The 17,435-nt window shown below is 69.2% G+C and carries 13 protein-coding genes; 9 read left to right on the top strand and 4 right to left on the bottom strand.

What is annotated here, in order from left to right:
* Positions 1 to 86 precede the first annotated feature (86 nt).
* From AB0N02_RS34500 to AB0N02_RS34470, 7 genes are all read left to right on the top strand, one after another.
* The gene (locus AB0N02_RS34500) at positions 87 to 7,367 is read left to right on the top strand and encodes a hypothetical protein (protein WP_363955175.1); all 7,281 of its coding nucleotides are present in this window, start codon (positions 87 to 89) and stop codon (positions 7,365 to 7,367) included.
* The gene (locus AB0N02_RS34495) at positions 7,364 to 7,561 is read left to right on the top strand and encodes an Rmf/CrpP family protein (RefSeq protein ID WP_363955172.1); all 198 of its coding nucleotides are present in this window, start codon (positions 7,364 to 7,366) and stop codon (positions 7,559 to 7,561) included. Before AB0N02_RS34500 ends, AB0N02_RS34495 begins: the two co-directional genes overlap by 4 nt.
* Entirely contained in the window at positions 7,558 to 7,815 is a 258-nt protein-coding gene (locus AB0N02_RS34490; RefSeq protein WP_363955169.1) for a hypothetical protein, read from the top strand. Before AB0N02_RS34495 ends, AB0N02_RS34490 begins: the two co-directional genes overlap by 4 nt.
* A gap of 184 nt (positions 7,816 to 7,999) precedes the next feature.
* A complete protein-coding gene (locus AB0N02_RS34485) occupies positions 8,000 to 8,473 on the top strand; it encodes an IPT/TIG domain-containing protein (protein ID WP_363955167.1) in 474 nt (157 codons plus the stop codon).
* Between the two features lie 444 nt (positions 8,474 to 8,917).
* Complete coding sequence (locus tag AB0N02_RS34480; RefSeq protein WP_363955164.1) at positions 8,918 to 10,162, top strand: hypothetical protein; 1,245 nt, start codon at positions 8,918 to 8,920, stop codon at positions 10,160 to 10,162.
* 101 nt (positions 10,163 to 10,263) lie between these two features.
* Positions 10,264 to 12,483 (top strand): 2'-5' RNA ligase family protein, encoded by a 2,220-nt coding sequence (locus tag AB0N02_RS34475; RefSeq protein WP_363955161.1) that lies wholly within the window; start codon positions 10,264 to 10,266, stop codon positions 12,481 to 12,483.
* On the top strand, positions 12,483 to 12,824 hold the full coding sequence (locus tag AB0N02_RS34470; RefSeq protein ID WP_363955158.1) for a hypothetical protein: 342 nt from the start codon (positions 12,483 to 12,485) through the stop codon (positions 12,822 to 12,824). The genes AB0N02_RS34475 and AB0N02_RS34470 overlap by 1 nt, the downstream gene beginning before the upstream one ends.
* Here AB0N02_RS34470 and AB0N02_RS34465 read toward each other — a convergent pair.
* Positions 12,814 to 13,410, bottom strand: a complete 597-nt coding sequence (locus AB0N02_RS34465) for a hypothetical protein (RefSeq protein ID WP_363955155.1) — start codon at positions 13,408 to 13,410, stop codon at positions 12,814 to 12,816. The two genes, AB0N02_RS34470 and AB0N02_RS34465, sit on opposite strands and share 11 nt — an antisense overlap.
* 247 nt (positions 13,411 to 13,657) lie before the next feature.
* Between AB0N02_RS34465 and AB0N02_RS34460 the strand changes: the two genes are divergently transcribed.
* Both AB0N02_RS34460 and AB0N02_RS34455 read left to right on the top strand, forming a co-directional pair.
* The gene (locus AB0N02_RS34460) at positions 13,658 to 15,004 is read left to right on the top strand and encodes a phage major capsid protein (protein ID WP_363955152.1); all 1,347 of its coding nucleotides are present in this window, start codon (positions 13,658 to 13,660) and stop codon (positions 15,002 to 15,004) included.
* 139 nt (positions 15,005 to 15,143) lie between these two features.
* Positions 15,144 to 15,623 carry a hypothetical protein gene (locus AB0N02_RS34455; RefSeq protein WP_363955149.1) on the top strand — a complete coding sequence of 160 codons (480 nt, stop codon included), beginning with the start codon at positions 15,144 to 15,146 and terminating at the stop codon, positions 15,621 to 15,623.
* 12 nt (positions 15,624 to 15,635) lie between these two features.
* Here the strand turns inward: AB0N02_RS34455 and AB0N02_RS34450 are convergent, their stop codons facing one another.
* From AB0N02_RS34450 to AB0N02_RS34440, 3 genes are all read right to left on the bottom strand, one after another.
* Complete coding sequence (locus AB0N02_RS34450; RefSeq protein WP_363955146.1) at positions 15,636 to 15,887, bottom strand: hypothetical protein; 252 nt, start codon at positions 15,885 to 15,887, stop codon at positions 15,636 to 15,638.
* 8 nt (positions 15,888 to 15,895) lie between these two features.
* Positions 15,896 to 16,513 carry a hypothetical protein gene (locus tag AB0N02_RS34445; RefSeq protein ID WP_363955143.1) on the bottom strand — a complete coding sequence of 206 codons (618 nt, stop codon included), beginning with the start codon at positions 16,511 to 16,513 and terminating at the stop codon, positions 15,896 to 15,898.
* Between the two features lie 295 nt (positions 16,514 to 16,808).
* Positions 16,809 to 17,435: DNA translocase FtsK (locus AB0N02_RS34440; RefSeq protein ID WP_363955140.1), on the bottom strand; the 627-nt coding region annotated here is incomplete at its 5' end.

Here is a 17,435-nt window from a genome sequence, read left to right as displayed (position 1 = left end):
CCGCCCCTTCGTCGTGACCAGACGCAAACCGGGGCGATCCGGTTGCCTGCCCCCTGCCGATTGAGGTCGAACACGCAGGGGGCACGGTGACGGTCACACAGGACGATGCGCTTACCTGGACGGTCGGAGGCGTCACCTACGAGGTAAAAGCCCGGCGCCGCAACAGTTTCGACCCTGATCAGCCCAGGGATCGTAAGGGCAGGTGGATCGAGACCGGCGCTGAGGTGTCGATCTGGGGTGGCGGCCGCGGTACGGTTTCGCGCAACCTCGGCGGCGGCTATCTCGAGGTCAGCACCGATGACCAGCGGAAGCTGCGCGTCCACCGCAACTACCTGACCGTCACGAAGCGGCCGAACGGTGAGGCACCGTCCGACCGGCCCAAGGACCGGCCGCGTCCGCTGCGCCCAGGCAAGCCGTCCTCCGGCGTGCAGGACTTCACCCCGGACACCCCTGACACCCGGGTCCAGGTCGCGGACCTGCAACCCGATCAGGTTGCCCTGGTTTATGGCCACGACCAGGAGGGTGCGGCGACCTCCCGAATCGGTCGCGTTGCCAGCGTCTCTGAAGTGGGCCCGTCTGAAGGTGCCGACACTACGCCCGGCGAAGGGTGGGCAGTCACCTTCAACAATGTCAACGACGGCAAGCCTGACACCATCTACACCAGTCACGACGCAGTCGCCCGTGTCATCCCGAGAGCGGACTTCGACCAGCTCGCCGAGGCTGAATGGTCCGGCGATGGGGTAGCGGCAGCCCGGATCGCTACAGCGATTTTCCGGAAGGTTCACGACGCCGACGACGCCGAAGCCAACGCAGGGCCCGGCGATGGCAGAGAAGGCGGTAAACGCGGTGTTGACGCCCCTGACGCCCCCGCGCAGGCCGCGCCCGCTGCCCCGCCAGCACCAGACGCTCCCGCTGAGCAGCCCGCCGCCCCCGGCAAGGTCACCGCCGCCGACGTGCAGACCGGAGACCGCGTCACCTTCCAGGTGCCTGTCACCAAGGCCAACGCGGCGCGGTTCGCCAACGGCTCCTCCCCACCGAAGGTCGGCGACACGGTCACTGTGCGGGGTGTCCTCGCTGACACTCCTGAAGAGGACATGTTCGGCGGCCACACCGTACGGCTTGGCGACGGTGCCCGGTGGGAGACCGGCCGCGGCATCGGCCCCCTCTCGGGAGACGGGCGAGAGTGGCAGCTCGACGAAGGCCACGAAATGCAGAAGATCGGCACCGGCCAGTCTGCACATAAACCCGCCGCTGGGCCGCCTTCCAAGGTTCAGCAGAACGGCTTGTTCCTCGAGCCGGACCGAGCTGGTACGCAGGAGATGTTCGACCCGTACGCCGCTGACTTCGAGACGGTCAACGGGCAGGTGCCGCGTCCTGAGCCTGAGAGGGCGCCAGCTTCGGACGTCGAGGCCGACATCCGGGCCGCCTACCGAAAGTTTGCTGACAGGTCCGGCGGCTATGTGAGTCTGCACCGGATACGCGCTGAACTGGGCGACACCGGCCCCAACAGCCCGCGCCGTGCTGAGGTCGATGCGGCTCTGCGGCAGATGTTCCGCCAGCCGGATGTGCACATCAGCGAGGACCACAACCGGAAGGTCGTGAGCGCTGAGCAGCGGGACGGGGCGATCCGCCTTGGCGACCAGGACCTGGACCTGATCTCGATTGAGGAAAATGATTGGGAAGGCCAGGGTGAGGAGGCGCGGCCGGAACGCAACCGCGACCGCGAGCACACCGGCCAGACGCAAGCAGCCCTCGACAACCAGCCAACCCCCGCCCCGGCTGCCGACCCGCCAGCCCCAGTTCCGGCCCCGGCGGGGATAAGCGACCGCGACCGCGACCGGATCATCTCGCTGATCGAGGAAGAGGCCGCGGCGTATGCGTGGACCGGTTCCCCGGCTCGCTACCTCGCCGAGCTCCATGCCAAGAACACCGGGGCGGCGAAGTACCCCGGCGACTCCGACCCGGCGGTTCAGCGGTGGATGGAGGACTACCTCAACGACCACCCCGACTTGCTGAACCTGTCGTCCCGTGCCCGTGCTGACCGCAAACGACAGCGCCAGGAGCGGGAGGAGCAAGAGCTCGCCCAGGCCCAAGCGCTGTCGCGGCAGGCCAGCGACAGGTTCAACGCCGACGACTTCGACGGGGCCGCCGAGCTGATCGAGGAAGCCGCTGACCTGGCCCCGACCGCGCTGGACTGGGACCGCATCCGTCAGACGATCGCCGAAGGCCGCGCCAAGGCTGCTCGGGATGAGCGGTCCGGCCTGCAAAACCTGACCGACGACGAGTTGGATGCTCAGGTCGCGCGCGGGCAGCGCCGGGTTGACGCGGCCCGCGCGGCTGGGGCCCGCGCGCGAGACGACGGCGATAGCGAGCTCGCCGAGGCGCTCAACGCTCCTCTCGTCGCTGAGCAGGCCGCGCGACGCCAGCGGGCTGTGGAGCCTACCCAGAACATCCCGGAGGAGGCAGCGCCAGCCAGGGCTGCCGCGCCGGAGGGGCAGGCGTACGCCGATGAGATCCGCGTCGGTGACACGATCACGGAAGCGACGTGGAACACCCCTTCCCGAGGGGATGGGCGGATCCGGCAGGGCAGCACCGTCTACGCCAACCCCGCCGGGCCTGCCCGGTTGGGTCAGCCGGACCGCGATTCCAAGAAGGTCGTCGACGTCCAGCCCGCCATGGGCGGCGACGGGGTCACGCTGATCCTGGACGACGGCACCAGCGTGACCCGCCCCCGGGACGCCCTGGTGACACGCGGTACCCCGGCAGAAGTCGTCGAGGACGGGCAGCGCGTCGGCGAGTGGGCACCCAGCACTGCGGCCGCCGCCGGAGACCGGATCCGTTTCCCAGCGGGGACGCCGACCCTGCCGACTCGCCTGGACCGGGACGGCCTGGGGCTGAACCGTACCGAGCGGCTCACCGTGGAGGGACGTGTCGTCCGGCGGCAGTCTGGCCAGCCGACCGCGGTCTTGACCGATGTGACGCTGATCCGGGCGGACGGCACCCGAGTGCCGGTGGATGCCGAGTACTCCTGGCGTCTTCCCCGCCGTGTCGTTCGCCTCGATGACTCCCAGCCAGCTGAGCCGCCGCGGGAGGCGCTGCCCAGTGACCTGCATGACGGTGACCGCATCACCACCCCGGACGGCGACGTGCAGATCGACTCCACCGAGGCGTTGCCGGACGCGGGCGTGGTCATCGCGCATGTGCGTGATGACGAGGACCGGCGCAGCGTGCGGGCGCTCCAGGGGGACCGGCCTGTGCAGTTCGCTCCGGACACGCCGGACGCCCCGGCTGCTCCCCCAGCGGAGCCGGAGGCGGTGGCTTTCGCCGACGTCGCCACGCTTCCGGAGGGGACGCCGTCCGGCAGGGTACGGCTGCGGACCGACCAGCGTAAGCGTCTGCTGGAGCTCAACCTCGACGCTGCGGGTGGTGACGCGCCGGAGCCGGTACGGCAGGCCGCCGCCCGGCTGAGAGCGCGTCAGGAACTGTCGGGCGAGCAGATGCGGGCCCTGGCCGGCCACCTGCGAGCCCTGTCGCGGGACGAAGGGCAGCCTGGGGCGCGGCGCCGGTCCCTGGCCCGCACCGCCGGGTGGGTGGATGCCGCCTACGCCCGGCTGGAGGGGTTCCCGCCGCCGCCGCACGACCCCAACCGCACCGCCCCCGAGAAGGCCCACGCCCGCAACCTGACCATGGGCGACACGATCGCGCTGCCCGGCGACGACGGCACCGTGTCGTGGGGCACCGTCACCGTGATGCGCCCCGTCAAGGGGTACGGGCTGGTGGCCGTGCACGTGCGCCGCGAGGACGGCAGCGTGGAACGGCACGTCCTGCCGGACCGGGTGGACCTGTGGGTGATGCCGGACCTGCCGGACGACGTGCCGGCGGCGCCCGCCATGCCGGACGGGTACGTGCGTGAGCACGTCACCGCTGACCGGGTCAACGTCGGCGATCAGGTTCGGTGGGACGGAGACGATGCCACCGACCCGATCCTGGGCACCGTCGACAGCATCACCCGCGTCGGCGATGAGTTCGCCGTGGCACGCCAGTACCAGGTGACCGTTCTCGACAGCGACAACCAGTCACGCACCTTCACTGTCACCGATCAAGGGTGGCCGTCGCTGGTGCGTCTACGGCGGGGCGGTAGTTCGGCCGGGCAGCCGTACGACACGGTCATGCCGCCCGAGCCGGACGCGAACTACGCCGGGTGGCGGGACCTGAAGGTGGGCGACCGGGGCAAGGTGGACATGGTGACCGGCACCATCACCGGCATCACGCGCCACCCCGCAGTCGGCGACACCCCTGCGGGGGCGACGATCACGCTTCTGTCCGACACCGGGCAGGAGCGGGCCGTACCGGTGTTCGACGACCCGGACCTGCCCGAAGGTGTCGTCGACCCCACCGTGATGCGGCTCATCCCCGCTGACCGCAACGCCTCCGCCCGGGTCCGCCAGATCGCCCGGCAGCAGGCCCGCATCACCCAGGAGCGAGAGTTCACCGCCGCGCTCGCCACCCACGAGCGCAACCGCACCCGGTGGGCGGCCACCGACGTACGCGACGCCGTCCGCGAGCTACCGGCCACCACGGACCGGGACACGACGCTCGCCGCGGCGCTGGACGCCCTCGACCGGATCGACAGCATGGACGACACTGCGGCCGCCGCGCTGGCGTTCCAGCTCGGCGCCGCCGACACCATGCAGGCCGCCGCGATGATCCCCTCCACCCAGGCGATCACTGACGCCATCACTCGCCGCGCGACCGGGCGCCTGCGTGAAGCGCTCACCGAAGCGGACCTTCTGCCTGGTGAAACCTGGCCCCGAGCTATGGCGCGGATCGCCCGCGGCTACCGTAACCATCCGCCCGCCCAGGGGGTGGTGCCTGCCGGGGCGGCGCTCGCCCGGCTACGGGCCCGCATCACCCGGCGGTCGAACGACCCGGCGCCGGTGGAACGGCAGCTTGCGGCGCTGCCGGAGAATGCGGACCTGTCGGCCCGGCTCGTCGCTTACCGGGCCGCGCTGCCGGACGACCTGGCTGATCTCGGCACCCACCAGGTGACCCGCGCAACGTTCGAGGAGACCACCCTCCAAGACCTGGAAGCTGGCCGGGTGCCCGCAGTGCGCACCACCACCGTGCCGGTGCCCGACATCGCTGAGGACGACGGGCCTGGCGAGCAGGCACTGGTGCACCTGGCCGCCATCAGGGCAGCCGGGCGGGACGTCGACGCGCGCTTCCGCACCCACCTGGGCGGGCGGGACACCGCGATCCAAGCCGAACTCGACACGGTGACCCGGCGCCGCGGTGAGGCGTGGAAGCAGCTCGACGCCGCGGACGGGGAGGTGGTGCGGCTGCGCCGCGGAGGCCTCGACCACGCCGCGCAGAACCTCGGCTACGGCGATTTCGCGGAGTTCCAAGCCGCTGACCCGGCGGCTGCGAAGGCGGCAGCGGCCCGGGTGGAGCAGGCCATCCCGGCGGAGGTGATCCAGCGGCGGGAGGCTGCCGCCGCAGCCTGGCACCAGCAGGCCAGCCGGGAAGCGGAGCTACGCGGCATGCTGGCCACTGCCCGCCGGGACGCCCTGGTCGCGACCCTGTCGGAGATCCGGCCAGTCGGCGGGGAAGGCATCACCTACACCGACCGGACCGGCAAAGCCTTGACGGGCCGGGCCGGGTCGAACGCGGCGGCGCTGCGGTACGTCGAGCAGGCACTGCCTGCGGACTGGTTGGCGGTGGCCCGCGCCCTGGGGCCGGTAGAAGTGGTGTCCGGCAACGGTCGCCATGTCCACGACCCGGAGACCGGCCGCTACCAGATCGGGCTGCCCGCCGACCGCGCCGCGGAGATCAGCCAGCGTGACGGCGCCCTGGTCTCGGTGCCGGTACCGTCCTCACAGCCGGGCGGTGTGCCCAAGGCCAGTGTGGCGGCGCACGAGCTCGGCCACCACATGGAGGCCGCGGTGCCGGGCCTGGTCGCCGCCGAGCGGCTGATGCACTTCGACCGCACCAGCTTCGGCCGTACCGGGGACCGTACCCGCTCTGACCCCGTGACCGGCACCGACCGCGGGGCTGACTTCGAGGCCTACCCGGGCGACTTCCCCCACCCCTACACCGGCCGAGTGTACCGGGACGGCGAAGCTTACGAGGTGTTCACCAGCGTGCTGGAGTCGCTGGCTGGTGGCCGGGACAACGCCGACGACGACATGCGGCACTGGGGGCTCGGCGTGCTGGCCCTGCTCGGCACCACCCCGGAAGGTCCGCGCGGCGGCACCCCGAAGGTGGCGCAGACGCGGGATCCGCTGGACGGCATCACCCTGTCGGCTCTGTCGGATGAGCAGCTTCGGGAACTGTTGGGGCGGCTCGGCGACCCCGACGCGCGGGCGCGGGTCCGCGCCGAACTTGACGGCCGTGCTGCGCCGGAGCCGGACACCGACCTGTCGGGCCTGTTGGAGGCTGACCTGCTCGGCATGTTGGAGCGGGGGTGGGCCCGCTACGGGGAGGATCCCGACGCGACCGCCACGCAGGATCGGGTGATCGCTGAACTCGAAGCACGCGAAGGCGGGCGGCGGGATGACCTCGACGGCATCGCGGAATCCGACCTGGCCACCATGGACACTGACGACCTGGCCGGGCTGCTTACCCGGAACTGGCCGCGCTACGACGCCGAGCCGCAGGTCGCGGCGATGCTCGACCAGATCATGGCCGAGCTCGACGGGCGGGAACGGGCCCGCCGTGAAGGCCGGGACGACCCGTATGCCGGGATCGATCTCACCGCCCGCTCCGATGAGGACCTGGAGGAGCTGCGGGCCCGGCACGAAGGGCTCTACGACTCCGATCCGGACTCCGCTCGCCTGACGAAGCGGATCTTCGCGGAGATGGACGCCCGCGACCTCGCCAAGGCCCAAGCCGTCGAGGTGTCGGAGACCGACCGGCGGATCGACGCTCTCATCTCCCAAGGGTGGACCCCCAGGGACGCCTACGCCGAGGTGCACGGCCTCGACGTCGAGGAGATGGAACGTCAGGAACGGCTCGCCTTGGTCGACGCGGAACGGCAGAAGGGGGAGCGGCGTGAGGACGCCGTCCGCCGGATGTACCGGCAGTGGGTTCATGAGCAGTGGCTGGCCGCTGAGCAGGCCACCCGCGGCTACCTGCTCAACCGGGCCGGCGTCACCGCCGGGATCGACCCCAAGAGCCTGTGGGGCGGTAACCGGGCCCGCGCCGGAAAGTACGCGTCGGAGGAGTTGAAGAGGTGGTGGTCCGAACAGCCACAGGGTGGTCGGATGACCTACGACGAGTGGCGGGCCCAGTGGCTCGGCGACCAGGCAGACCGGCGCACCGCCCGGGAGCGTCGGCAGAGCGGCGGAAGAGGGGACTTCGGACTATGAGCGAACCCAGTACGGCGGCGCCGAGCATGGGGGTGCTGGCGGACGTGCGCCGTTCCGGCCGGCTCGCCGCCACCAAGGGCTTCCCGCCGGGGGTGTGTCCGCACCCGGCAGGCAGCGTGTTGGCGCAGGTGTGGTTGCAGGCCTACACCGACGCTGCCGGGGGCGACATGGCTGAAGGAGGTGAAACGGCGTGATCATCCAGGGGTACATCGACGGCGTCTACTACGCGGTCACGGTCGGCGCTCCCCGCCCGGAGGCGGCGGCCAGCATCGGCATCGTGTCGGGTTCCCGGCGCGCGGTGCTGTTGCTGGAGCAGCACAACACCGGGCAGGAGATCCCCGAAATCGGAGCCCCGCTCGACGTCAACGACGCCGAGTCGGTGCGGGCCGTACTGGAGGCCCTCACCGAGGTCATCCCCAACGACGACGGTGCGGAGGACGAAGCCTGACAGAAGGCGGGCCGGTCGGCAGCATGCTGTGCCGTGCGGGGGAGATGGGAGAGGCTCGGGTTCGCGATCGGTGTCGCCGTGGGGACGACGCTGCTCGTCGTGGTGACCGACCACGTCGGTCACCGGCCCGAGCCTCCACCCATCATCTTCGAACCCCCGCCGCCGACCATGGAGGGGGACTCCCATGACCTTGCACACCCAGGACGGCACGCAGCTGTCCAAGACCGCCGCCACCGCGCTGTTCACCCCGGTGACCGACACCGACCCGCTGATCAAGGCGACCGTCAACATCGACGAGCGCTACGACCAGGACGGCGCTGACCCGCGTTTCCCCTACGACGGCAAGCGGCTCGCCATCCGTAAGGGGCAGGTCATCCGGACCAGCGTCCTGAACGAGTACTTCCCGGCCGCGACGGTCGACTCGATCAGCCCGGCGACCGGCCCGGCCGCGGGCGGCACCGCCGTGACGATCAAGGGCAAGAACTTCACGCCCGGCAGCGTCCCGAAGATCGGCAACGTCGCCGCGACCACCGTCGTGGTCATCGACGCCCAGACCATCACCTGCGTGTCCCCGGCCAAGACGGCGGGCACGCACGACGTGACCGTGACGACCGACGCCAACACTGCCACGAAGGCCAGCGCGTTCGTCACGACCTGACCGATGACAACTCACACATGGGTCCGGTGGGGTGTCCTGTTCACGGCCACCCCACCGGAAACGAAAGCTGGCCACTCTCCTGGTGGAGAGTGGCAACCACGTGGCTGGCACGGTAGATGGATTAATGCTGGGGCTGTGGTGCGTCTGCACGGCGGCGGCAGAGCTACCGTCACAGAGTCTCTACCTGGAGGCTGGTACCGGGTTCGCCACCCCAACGGGCACGTTGGCAAGATTCATGCCCGGCAGATCGCGGAGGTCATCAAGGAGGCTCCCGGGCGTAGCAGTGCCGACTCTCCCCATGGTTCTCTCCCCACAGCGGTGCAGCCTGGCAGCCGTCCTCACGCCGCTGACCTCACCCAACTTGATGAGCTCCTGTGGGGTGATCTACATCCGGCGGGGCGGCTCGGGCTTGCGGACCTGGGCCCGCGTGATGAGGACATGTATATGCGCAATCGCGCATTGGCTAAGCGGGCGGTCGCCGAGGATTTAACTAAACGCACGGCGTATGTAGACGACCAGTATGTTCTTGATGCCCCTGTGCGGGAGACGCTGGCCAGGCTGCGTTCGGGCGAGTCCGTCATGGTCCGGTACCCCACTGAATATGTCGCCCAGCACCAGCAGCCTGAGTCGCCTGAACTGCCTGACGACATCGCTGACTGGAATTACGCAGAACTGACACCTTCCGCATTCGAACGGGCACGCACCCAAATGGACGTGAGCGACTGGGAGGTCATCGACGCTGAAACGTATCGTAGTTTCCACCGCACCCGAGCGGTTTCTCAGCTCGTTAACGCTTGGGCGACCAGCAGCACTTCCCCGAATTCGCTAGCCGTGCAGCTCACTGTGCGTGACATGTTCGATCTGGCGGACGCCAACAATCTAAGCGGCGTAAAGTCCGAATGGCTGGAAAAGGCAACAAGGATTCGTGCTGAGCGGGGGCCTTTCCTGGAGGCGTTCGCCCGCGCCCAGTACGACGCAACTCAGGAATGGCTGGCTCGGGCAGGGGTAACTCACGTGTACCTGTTACGCGGCATGTATTGGGACCTGGAGGCATACACTCCCCCGGAGTGGGCCGACCCGGCGCGCGGGCCAGGACCATACGAAGCCGAAGTTTCGCTTCACCCGCTTAGTTCTTTCACGCTCAATCCGTTTACAGCGCAAGAATTCGTTGGAGACGAAGGCGATTCCGATTGGGCAGGTGACCACGGCGTGGTCTTGGACGGTACCGTCCCTGTTTCCCGGGTTTTCGCTCTGCCGCGGACCGGGATTGGTTGCCTCAACGAGTGGGAAGCCGTCGTTTTGGGCCGCACGGATCAGTGGCGGGTTTCGGGCCGAGTCGGTAAGTATCGCTTCTACGTGCAGCACCTGATCGCTACAGCGAATACTCGATACGAACAGGTCGTGGCGATAGAGTTTGCGCGTAGCATAGGCATGTTGGACTTGATCCCGCCTGAATGGCTCAACGGGGGCCAGAAGGCGCTTCCCCTAAAGGAGCCCGTTATGCGTCGCAAGCGTGCCTGGGACGTGTGGAACGGTGGCCGTCTCGCAACGGACCTTGACACCTGCGCGCAGGCCGCCGGCTTGAGCCGAGAAGAGATGGCGCATGACCTGCTCAGTAGGCAGGACCAGGTGGACATTCCCGTTGAGCTGCTCGCGGAATGCGAATCCGTGACGCAGTTCGTCGGCTAGATTCCTCCCTTACTCAACGACCGGCCACTACGAGTTTTGAGCGGGGACGGTAACCCGCCCGGTCCGGCATGCTCCCGGTGACCGGACCGAGGGGGATCGCCGTGACCACACCGACGCTCGAACGTAAGGCCCTGGCGCCGCTGGCGCCCGTGTGGGGCGTCACCGACGACGACGAGGAGGGAACGTTCGTCTCGCTGGTCGCGGTGACCGGCGTTGAAGACAACGTCAAGGACATCATCGTGCCGGGCGCCGTCAAGGCGTCGCTGGTCGAGCGCCTGCCGAAGGGCATCCACTCCCACGACGACAAGGAGTGGACCGCCCGCACGATCATGGCGGAGGAGTGGCTGCCAGGCGACCCCCGGCTGCCGAAGAAGACCCGCGACGGCAAGCCGTGGCCGCGCGGGGCGGGCGCAGTCGCCGTCAAGGGCCAGTTCAACCTGAACACCCCCGAGGGGCGGCGGGCGTACGAGAACGTCAAGTTCTTCAAACAACAGTGCGAATGGAGCATCGGATACGCCGTCGTCCCCGGCAAGTCGAAGCGGGACCGCAAGGGGGTCCGCCACATCTACGAGCTGGCGCTGTACGAGTACAGCACGGTGCTGGTCGCGGCCAACCCGCTCGCCATGACCCTGTCGGTGAAGTCCCAGTTCGGCGACGAGGCCTGTGTTGAGGTGCCGGTGCCGGACGGCGTCACCCCCCGCGACATCACGGACGCCGTCGCCCAGCTCATCGAACGCAAGGACGGCGGCGCCGACCGCAACCGCGGCGACGCCGAGGACCTGCGGCACTGGTTCACACAGGGTGAAGGGGCTGCCCGTATCGGGTGGGGGGCGGACGGAGATTTCGATCGGTGCGTGGCGATCGCGTCGGAGCACATGACGCCGGAGCAGGCCAAGGGGTACTGCAACCTGCGGCACCACGAAGCGACCGGCACCTACCCGGGGCAGGGCCACAAGAGCGCGACGTCTCCGGTCGTGAACATCACCGTGCCGGAGGGATGGCGCGTGGACGACGCTGACTTCCTCGCACGGCAGATCCTCGGCAGGCTGGAGGGGAAGGCCGACCCGGTGCCCGCCCAGTCACACACGTACGGCGAGGACGGCGAGCCGGCCGCGATGGTCGCCTTGATGCTTCCGCTGGACGTCGCCGCGCAGGCTGCGGTCAACGGCGGCCTGGCGCCGGAGGAGATGCACATCACCCTGGCCTACCTCGGCAAGAGCCTGACGCCGGAGCAGATCTCCGCGGTGGAGAGCACCGTCATGGAGGTCACCGCGGAGGCGGCCCCGTTGTCCGGGACGATCGGCGGGCTCGGCGTGTTCCCCAGTGGGGAGGATGGGGTGCCGGTGTGGGCGCCGGTGGATGTTCCCGGCTTGGAAGTGCTACGTCAACGCCTCGTTGACGAGCTTCGGGAGGTTGGGGCGCCGGTCGTGCTGAACCACGGGTACACGCCGCACGTCACCCGCGCCTACCTCACCGAAGACGACCCGCTCCCCGAACCTTTGCCGCCGATCCCCGTGGAGTTCCACGACCTCGAGGTCGTCGTCGGCGGCCTGCGCACCCCCTTCCTCTTCGAAGGGGAAGGGGACCAGCACGGAGATGAGGAGGAGCTCGTGGATGAGCAAGCCGAGCAGGAGACGGAAACCAAGGGATCCCGGGCGGAGCTGCTGCGCGCCGCTGGCATGCCGGTCCCCTTGTCGTATGAGGAGGTGGCGGAACGGATCCGTACCGCCATGCAAATGTGGCTGCGCCAAGACGCGCCTGAGCAGGACCAGGCGTGGATCCACACCGCGGCGACCTACCCCGACATGGCGATCGTGACCGCCGAGCACCACGACACCCTCCAGGCATGGCAGGTGCCATACACCATCGCCATGGACGGCACAGTTCAGCTTGGTGATCCCCAGCCAGTCGCGATCGGCATGACCCTGCCCGGCGCGGACCGTACCGCGGCCGTCACCCAGGTCCTCGAAGGGGCGGTCGCCGCCATGAAGAGCCTCCTGGCGGACACTCCCAGAGCGGAGGTAAAGGCCGGACAGGTGCTTTCCAAGGTCAACTCCCGCAAGCTCCTGACCGCCTGGGCCGCGATCCGGGAGGTTCTGAAATCCGCAGGCGTCGAACCCGACCCGCCCGCGGATGAGATCGAGGACCCCGAGGAGTTCGAGCCGATGCCGCCGGAGGCGCCGATCCAGCCGGATTCCACCGCGCCGTCCGCGCGGCCGAGCGGCCTGAAGGCGCTGCCGGCCGACATGGTGGCGTTGAGCGCCGCCGAGGTGATGGAGGGCCTGGCGCTCGTTGCAGAACTCTCGGCGGAGATGGCGTGATGGGGTGGCGTGATCGGCTGCTGGCTGTTCGGCAGCGCGGACGGCAGGTTCAGGATCTTGTCGAGGCCGAGCGGCGTATCGCGGAGTTGGCCGCCCGCCTGCGGGAAGACCGTGCCCGGATCAGCGAGCTGGAGCGGCAGGCGGAGCGCTTCCGGACGGAGACCGTGGTGCTTGAGAACGCCGACCTGCGCCAGGAGCTCGCGGTCCTGCGGACTCGGCTGGCGTTCGGCGACAAAACGGACCTGCTGCGCGAGCGGGAAACCAACCGGGTGCTGGAGGCACGTAACGCGGCTCTCGAGGCGCAGCTCGAAGCGCTCCGCCAGGGACGGGTCAGGGCTTGATGCCAAATTCCTTCAGCGCGGCTCGCACCTGAGTCAGGCCCGTGCCTGTTGTGCGGGCCGGTAGCTTCCAGCGGGTCGTGTCCCCGGCTGGGGTTTTGAACAGCAGGGTGCCGCCCGCGGTTGGCAAGTCGAAGTCGATCACGGCGATCTCCGGCTCTCCCGGCTGGAGGTTACGCGCGAGCAGGGATGGTGCTCGCCCGACCCAGGGTGCGTTCAAGGCGTTGCCGTTGCCCTTCGCGATGAGTTCCTCGTCGCCGTCTGCCCGCCAGTAGAAGCCGCCGCCGTCGATCGGTGGCGCGAGGTAGTCCGGCTGCTGCTCCGCTTCCAGGCGGAGGCTGACTGCGACCAGCCACTTCTGGGTGGGCTTCACCTGGTTGCCGTCTCCTCGCGTGTACAGGATTCCGACCGGTGTCACCTTCACGGGGTTTTCGGCCTTGCCGTCGACCGTGGCCGGTGTCCCCCACTCCAACACTTCGGGCTTCGCAGGTTTTGCCGACTCAGCCGGAGCGGAGTCGGGGCCGCCTGTGTAGAGGTCGGACGGGCCGCCGCTTTCACATGCGGATAACGCGGCAACCAGGAGAAACACGGCGATTACGCGAGCAGGACGCATCCAGCGGGCCCTTCGTTGGGAACGATCCATGACCTTTCGACAGGCCGCCCCCGAGCAGCCGCGAGCCCTGACCATAACGGGCTGATCGTCGGGCTGTGACGTAAACAGGTCAACTCTGCTCAGATCGCCTCCACGACGGGGGTCGTCAATGTCCCGGTGCTGACCGGGCGTGCTCACCCGCACCGCAACGCACGCACGTCAGCACACAAGGGGGACGCTCACCATGAGCACCAAGGTCGACAACATGCGCGTTCGCGAGCTGAAGAGTCAGCTTGCCGCGAAGGCCGCCGAAGTCCAGCGGATCTCGCAAACCTTCCAGGACGAGACCGGCAACGGTCACATGGTCATCAGCACGGAGCAGGCCAACGCCTACCGGGCGCGCCTGGGCGAGGTGAAGACCATCAAGGGCCTCATCGACGCCGAGATGGAGGCCGCCGACGCGTTCGACTGGCTCGGCGCTTCGGACGGGGAATCCATCGGCGCGCAGGTCAACGCCGGGCACGAGGTCAAGCGGGCCCGCGGTGGCCGGGAGGCCAAGAGCCTGTCGGACCACTTCCTTGAGTCCAAGGCGTGGGAGCAGATGCGGGAGGACGGCTTCCAGCGTCTGGGCCGCTCCCACCTCATCGAGGCCAGCGTCCACGAGCTGGAGGCGAAGGACATCTTCACCGCCAGCGGCGGCACCCACGTCATCAACGGGTTCGGCAGCGCCGAGAACCTCGGCATCCAGGAGCGCATGCTGAGGCCGGGGAGGGTCCGTGACCTGTTCCCCGCGGTCCGCACCACCAAGAACTTGATCTACTTCATGCGGCAGACCGGGTTCCTGAACAACGCCCGCCCGGTGCCCGAGCGCGTCGCGGCCGACGACGTCTCCCCCGCGACCGGCCTCGACACCGACCGGTTCGGCCGGGCACCCCGCTCGAAGTCCAGCTTCAAGGGGTTCAGGGCGCCGATCGTGAACATCCGCCACATGCAGGACGCCCACAAGAACGTCCTCGACGACGAGCCGCAGCTGCGTGACCTGCTCGACAGGGACATGATCGACGGCGTCAAGATGGAGGAGGACTGGCAGATCCTCTGGGGTGACGGCGACGGCGACAACATCGAGGGCCTGTTCAACACCCCGGGCGTGCAGCAGTACGCGGGCCGCAACACCGACCGCAGGTCCGCGCAGATCCGCCGCGCCGCCACCCAGTCGCTGCTGGCCTGGTTCCAACCGACCGGCGTCGTGCTCCACCCCTACGACTGGGAGGAGCTGGAGCTCGAACAGGACAAGAACGGCGCCTACGTCCTGGCCGTGTCCGTCGCGCTCGGCGGCGACAAGACCGTGTGGCGGATGAAGGTCGTCGACACCACCGCCATGGCCCAGAACAAGTTCGTGCTCGGCAGCTGGGGCTACGGCGCGAAGCTGTTCGACCGGGCCGAGACCACGGTGTCCGTCAGCACCGAGAACGCCGACAACGTCGAGAGGTCGGCCGTGACCATTGTCGCGGAATCGCGCGTTGGAATGGCGGTGACCAGACCGGAGTCGTTCGTCATCGGCTCGTTCACCCAGTACAACCCTCAGGCGTAGCAGCAGAACAAGCGGTGGCAGGCGGGCGGGGACGTGATCCCTGCCCGCCTGCCACCGTTCGGCCATGAGCGCCGCGACGGCTCGGGCCGCCCTGGGGCGTAGCGAGACGCAAACCGGTCGGGGCGGCATGCTGCGCCGCATGACGAGAGCAACGGAAATCGATATCGCTGAGGCGGCCCGCCTGTACGGGGAGGGGTGGCGGCTACGTCCCCTCGCTGAACACCTGGGGTGCTCGTTCCAGCGGCTGAGCGTGCATCTGCGGCGCGCGGGGGTGGAGATGCGGGGGCCGTCCAGTCCCCGGGCGCCGCGGCTGCCGATCGGGGCGCGCCGGGAGGCGATCGTGGCCGCGTATCGGGCCAGGATGCCGATCACGCGGATCTGCGCGAGGTACTGCACCACCGCCCAGTCGGTGCGGACGCTCGCGGAGATGGCCGGGTTGTCGGTGAAGCCGCCCCGGGGGCGGCTGGACCGGGAGTTGCTGCGGCGCCTGCACGTCGGGGAGAAGCTGACGCGGGCGGAGATCGCCGAGCGCACCGGGTACCGGTACGGGACGATCTCAACGGCGCTGCGGGAGATCGGGCTTGCCCACCACCGGCGCCGGCCGAAACCCACCTCGTAGCGGCCTCTGGGGTCAGAACAGGGGGATGTTCTGCGCTTCGATGCCGATCTCGATGCGGTGGATCTCAGCGTCGCGGGCGCGGGACGCGGCGATCCACCGCTGAACCTGCTGCCGGGTGAGGATCATCGCCGCGTCGAGCCCGGCAGCGTGGTTGGTGCCTTCGCAGACACAGTCGCAGGCGGTGCCTTTGCGGGCGTCGTAGCAGCGGGCGTCGCACCGCTGGGTACGGCTGCCGGGCCGGATGATCGCGAGCAGCGTGGCCATCGGGAGCCTCAGTCCCAGCAGCAGTAGTCGGTGTCGCACACGTGCGGCGGCTCGGCCAGCTCGTCGCCGGGTTTGCCGGTGGGGCCGAACGGCAGCGGCGCGAACCCTCCGGCGGCGGCCAGCCGGTCGCGGTCGGCCCGCCACGCCGCCGCCACCTGTTCGGCGTCCCACCCGCCGTAGAACACCCTGAAGCGGCCGTTCCACAGCACGACGACGCCCTCCCCCGTGCTGCCCCAGTCCTCCCGTTCCCATGAGCGGGTGGTGGTCGGGTTGATGGTGTCGAAGACGTGGGCGGGCGCGGCGGGGTTCTGGATGGTCCAGCGCAGGGTGTGCCACATTCGCTCGGGAACCGGCGCGGGGTCCTCGTCGAAGGGCCACTGGTGGGTTTCGGAGCCGCGGGTGAGGCCGCACACCGTGCCGCTGATCTGCTGGCGGCACCCGGCCGGGCCGTGGATGTAGCGGTGCAGCACCGCGGCCGGTTGCTGGTCGAGCACAGTGATGAGGTGCGCGGCGGCTGTACGGCACAGCACCGAGAGATGGTCTTCGTCAGTGCCGGGCGGGATGCTCAGGTGGGAGGCGAAGTGCTCGCGCAGGGCGGTCTCGTAGAGGCTGTGGCGGTCATTCATGAGGTTCCAGGCTTTCGTACGGAGGGTCCGGGCGAGGGGGATGCTGTCAGGTAGTGAAGCTTGTGTCTCGGCTCGGGAAATGCGCAGACCCGGCCTCGTGGGGGCCGGGTCGGTGCTGTCGGAAGCTGGGCCGGCGGGTGCCCGCTCGGCTGGTGTGTGATGAACGTCTCGTCGCTGTCGGTGAACTCGGCCTGAGCGCCGCACTTGTCAGCCATGTCGTTTCTCCTTTCAGGGGGAGCGTCTGCTCCGGGCACCCGCCCGACCGCACCGGCCGGGAGAGCGCCCGCACAGTGTGCTACCGGGCTGTGGCTTTGTTACGGAGGTCTCCTAGGAGGCCGGGAAGCTCGTCGGGCTTGACCATCACCTCGCGGGCCTTCGACCCGTCACTCGGCCCGACCACGTTTAGGTTTTCCAGCAGGTCCATCAGGCGTCCTGCCTTGGCGAAGCCGACCCGCAGCTTGCGCTGGAGCATCGAGGTCGAGCCGAACTGGGTGGTCACGATCAGCTTGGCCGCCTGGACGAGCAGGTCGAGGTCGTCGCTGATCTCCTCGGCTGGGGGACGGGGAGAGGTTGCGGGTGGGGTGAGGGCCTCCATCGGTGGGGGGCTGCTGTGCTGCTGCTTGCAGTGCTCGACGATTGCTTCGATCTCCGGGTCCGAGATGAAGGCGTTCTGTAGGCGGGTGGGGCTGCTGGCGCCCATCGGCAGGAACAGCGCGTCACCTTGGCCGACCAGCTTTTCGGCGCCCGGCTGGTCCAGGATGACGCGGCTGTCGGCGAGGCTGGAGGTGGCGAAGGCGAGCCGGGAGGGCACGTTGGCCTTGATCAGGCCGGTGACCACGTCCACGCTGGGGCGCTGGGTGGCGATCACCAGGTGGATGCCCGCGGCGCGGGCGAGCTGGGTGATGCGGACGATGGAGTCCTC

It is taken from the genome of Streptosporangium sp. NPDC051022 (genome assembly GCF_040683035.1).
Taxonomy (GTDB): domain Bacteria; phylum Actinomycetota; class Actinomycetes; order Streptosporangiales; family Streptosporangiaceae; genus Streptosporangium.
This window is presented reverse-complemented; position numbering and strand designations above follow the sequence as displayed.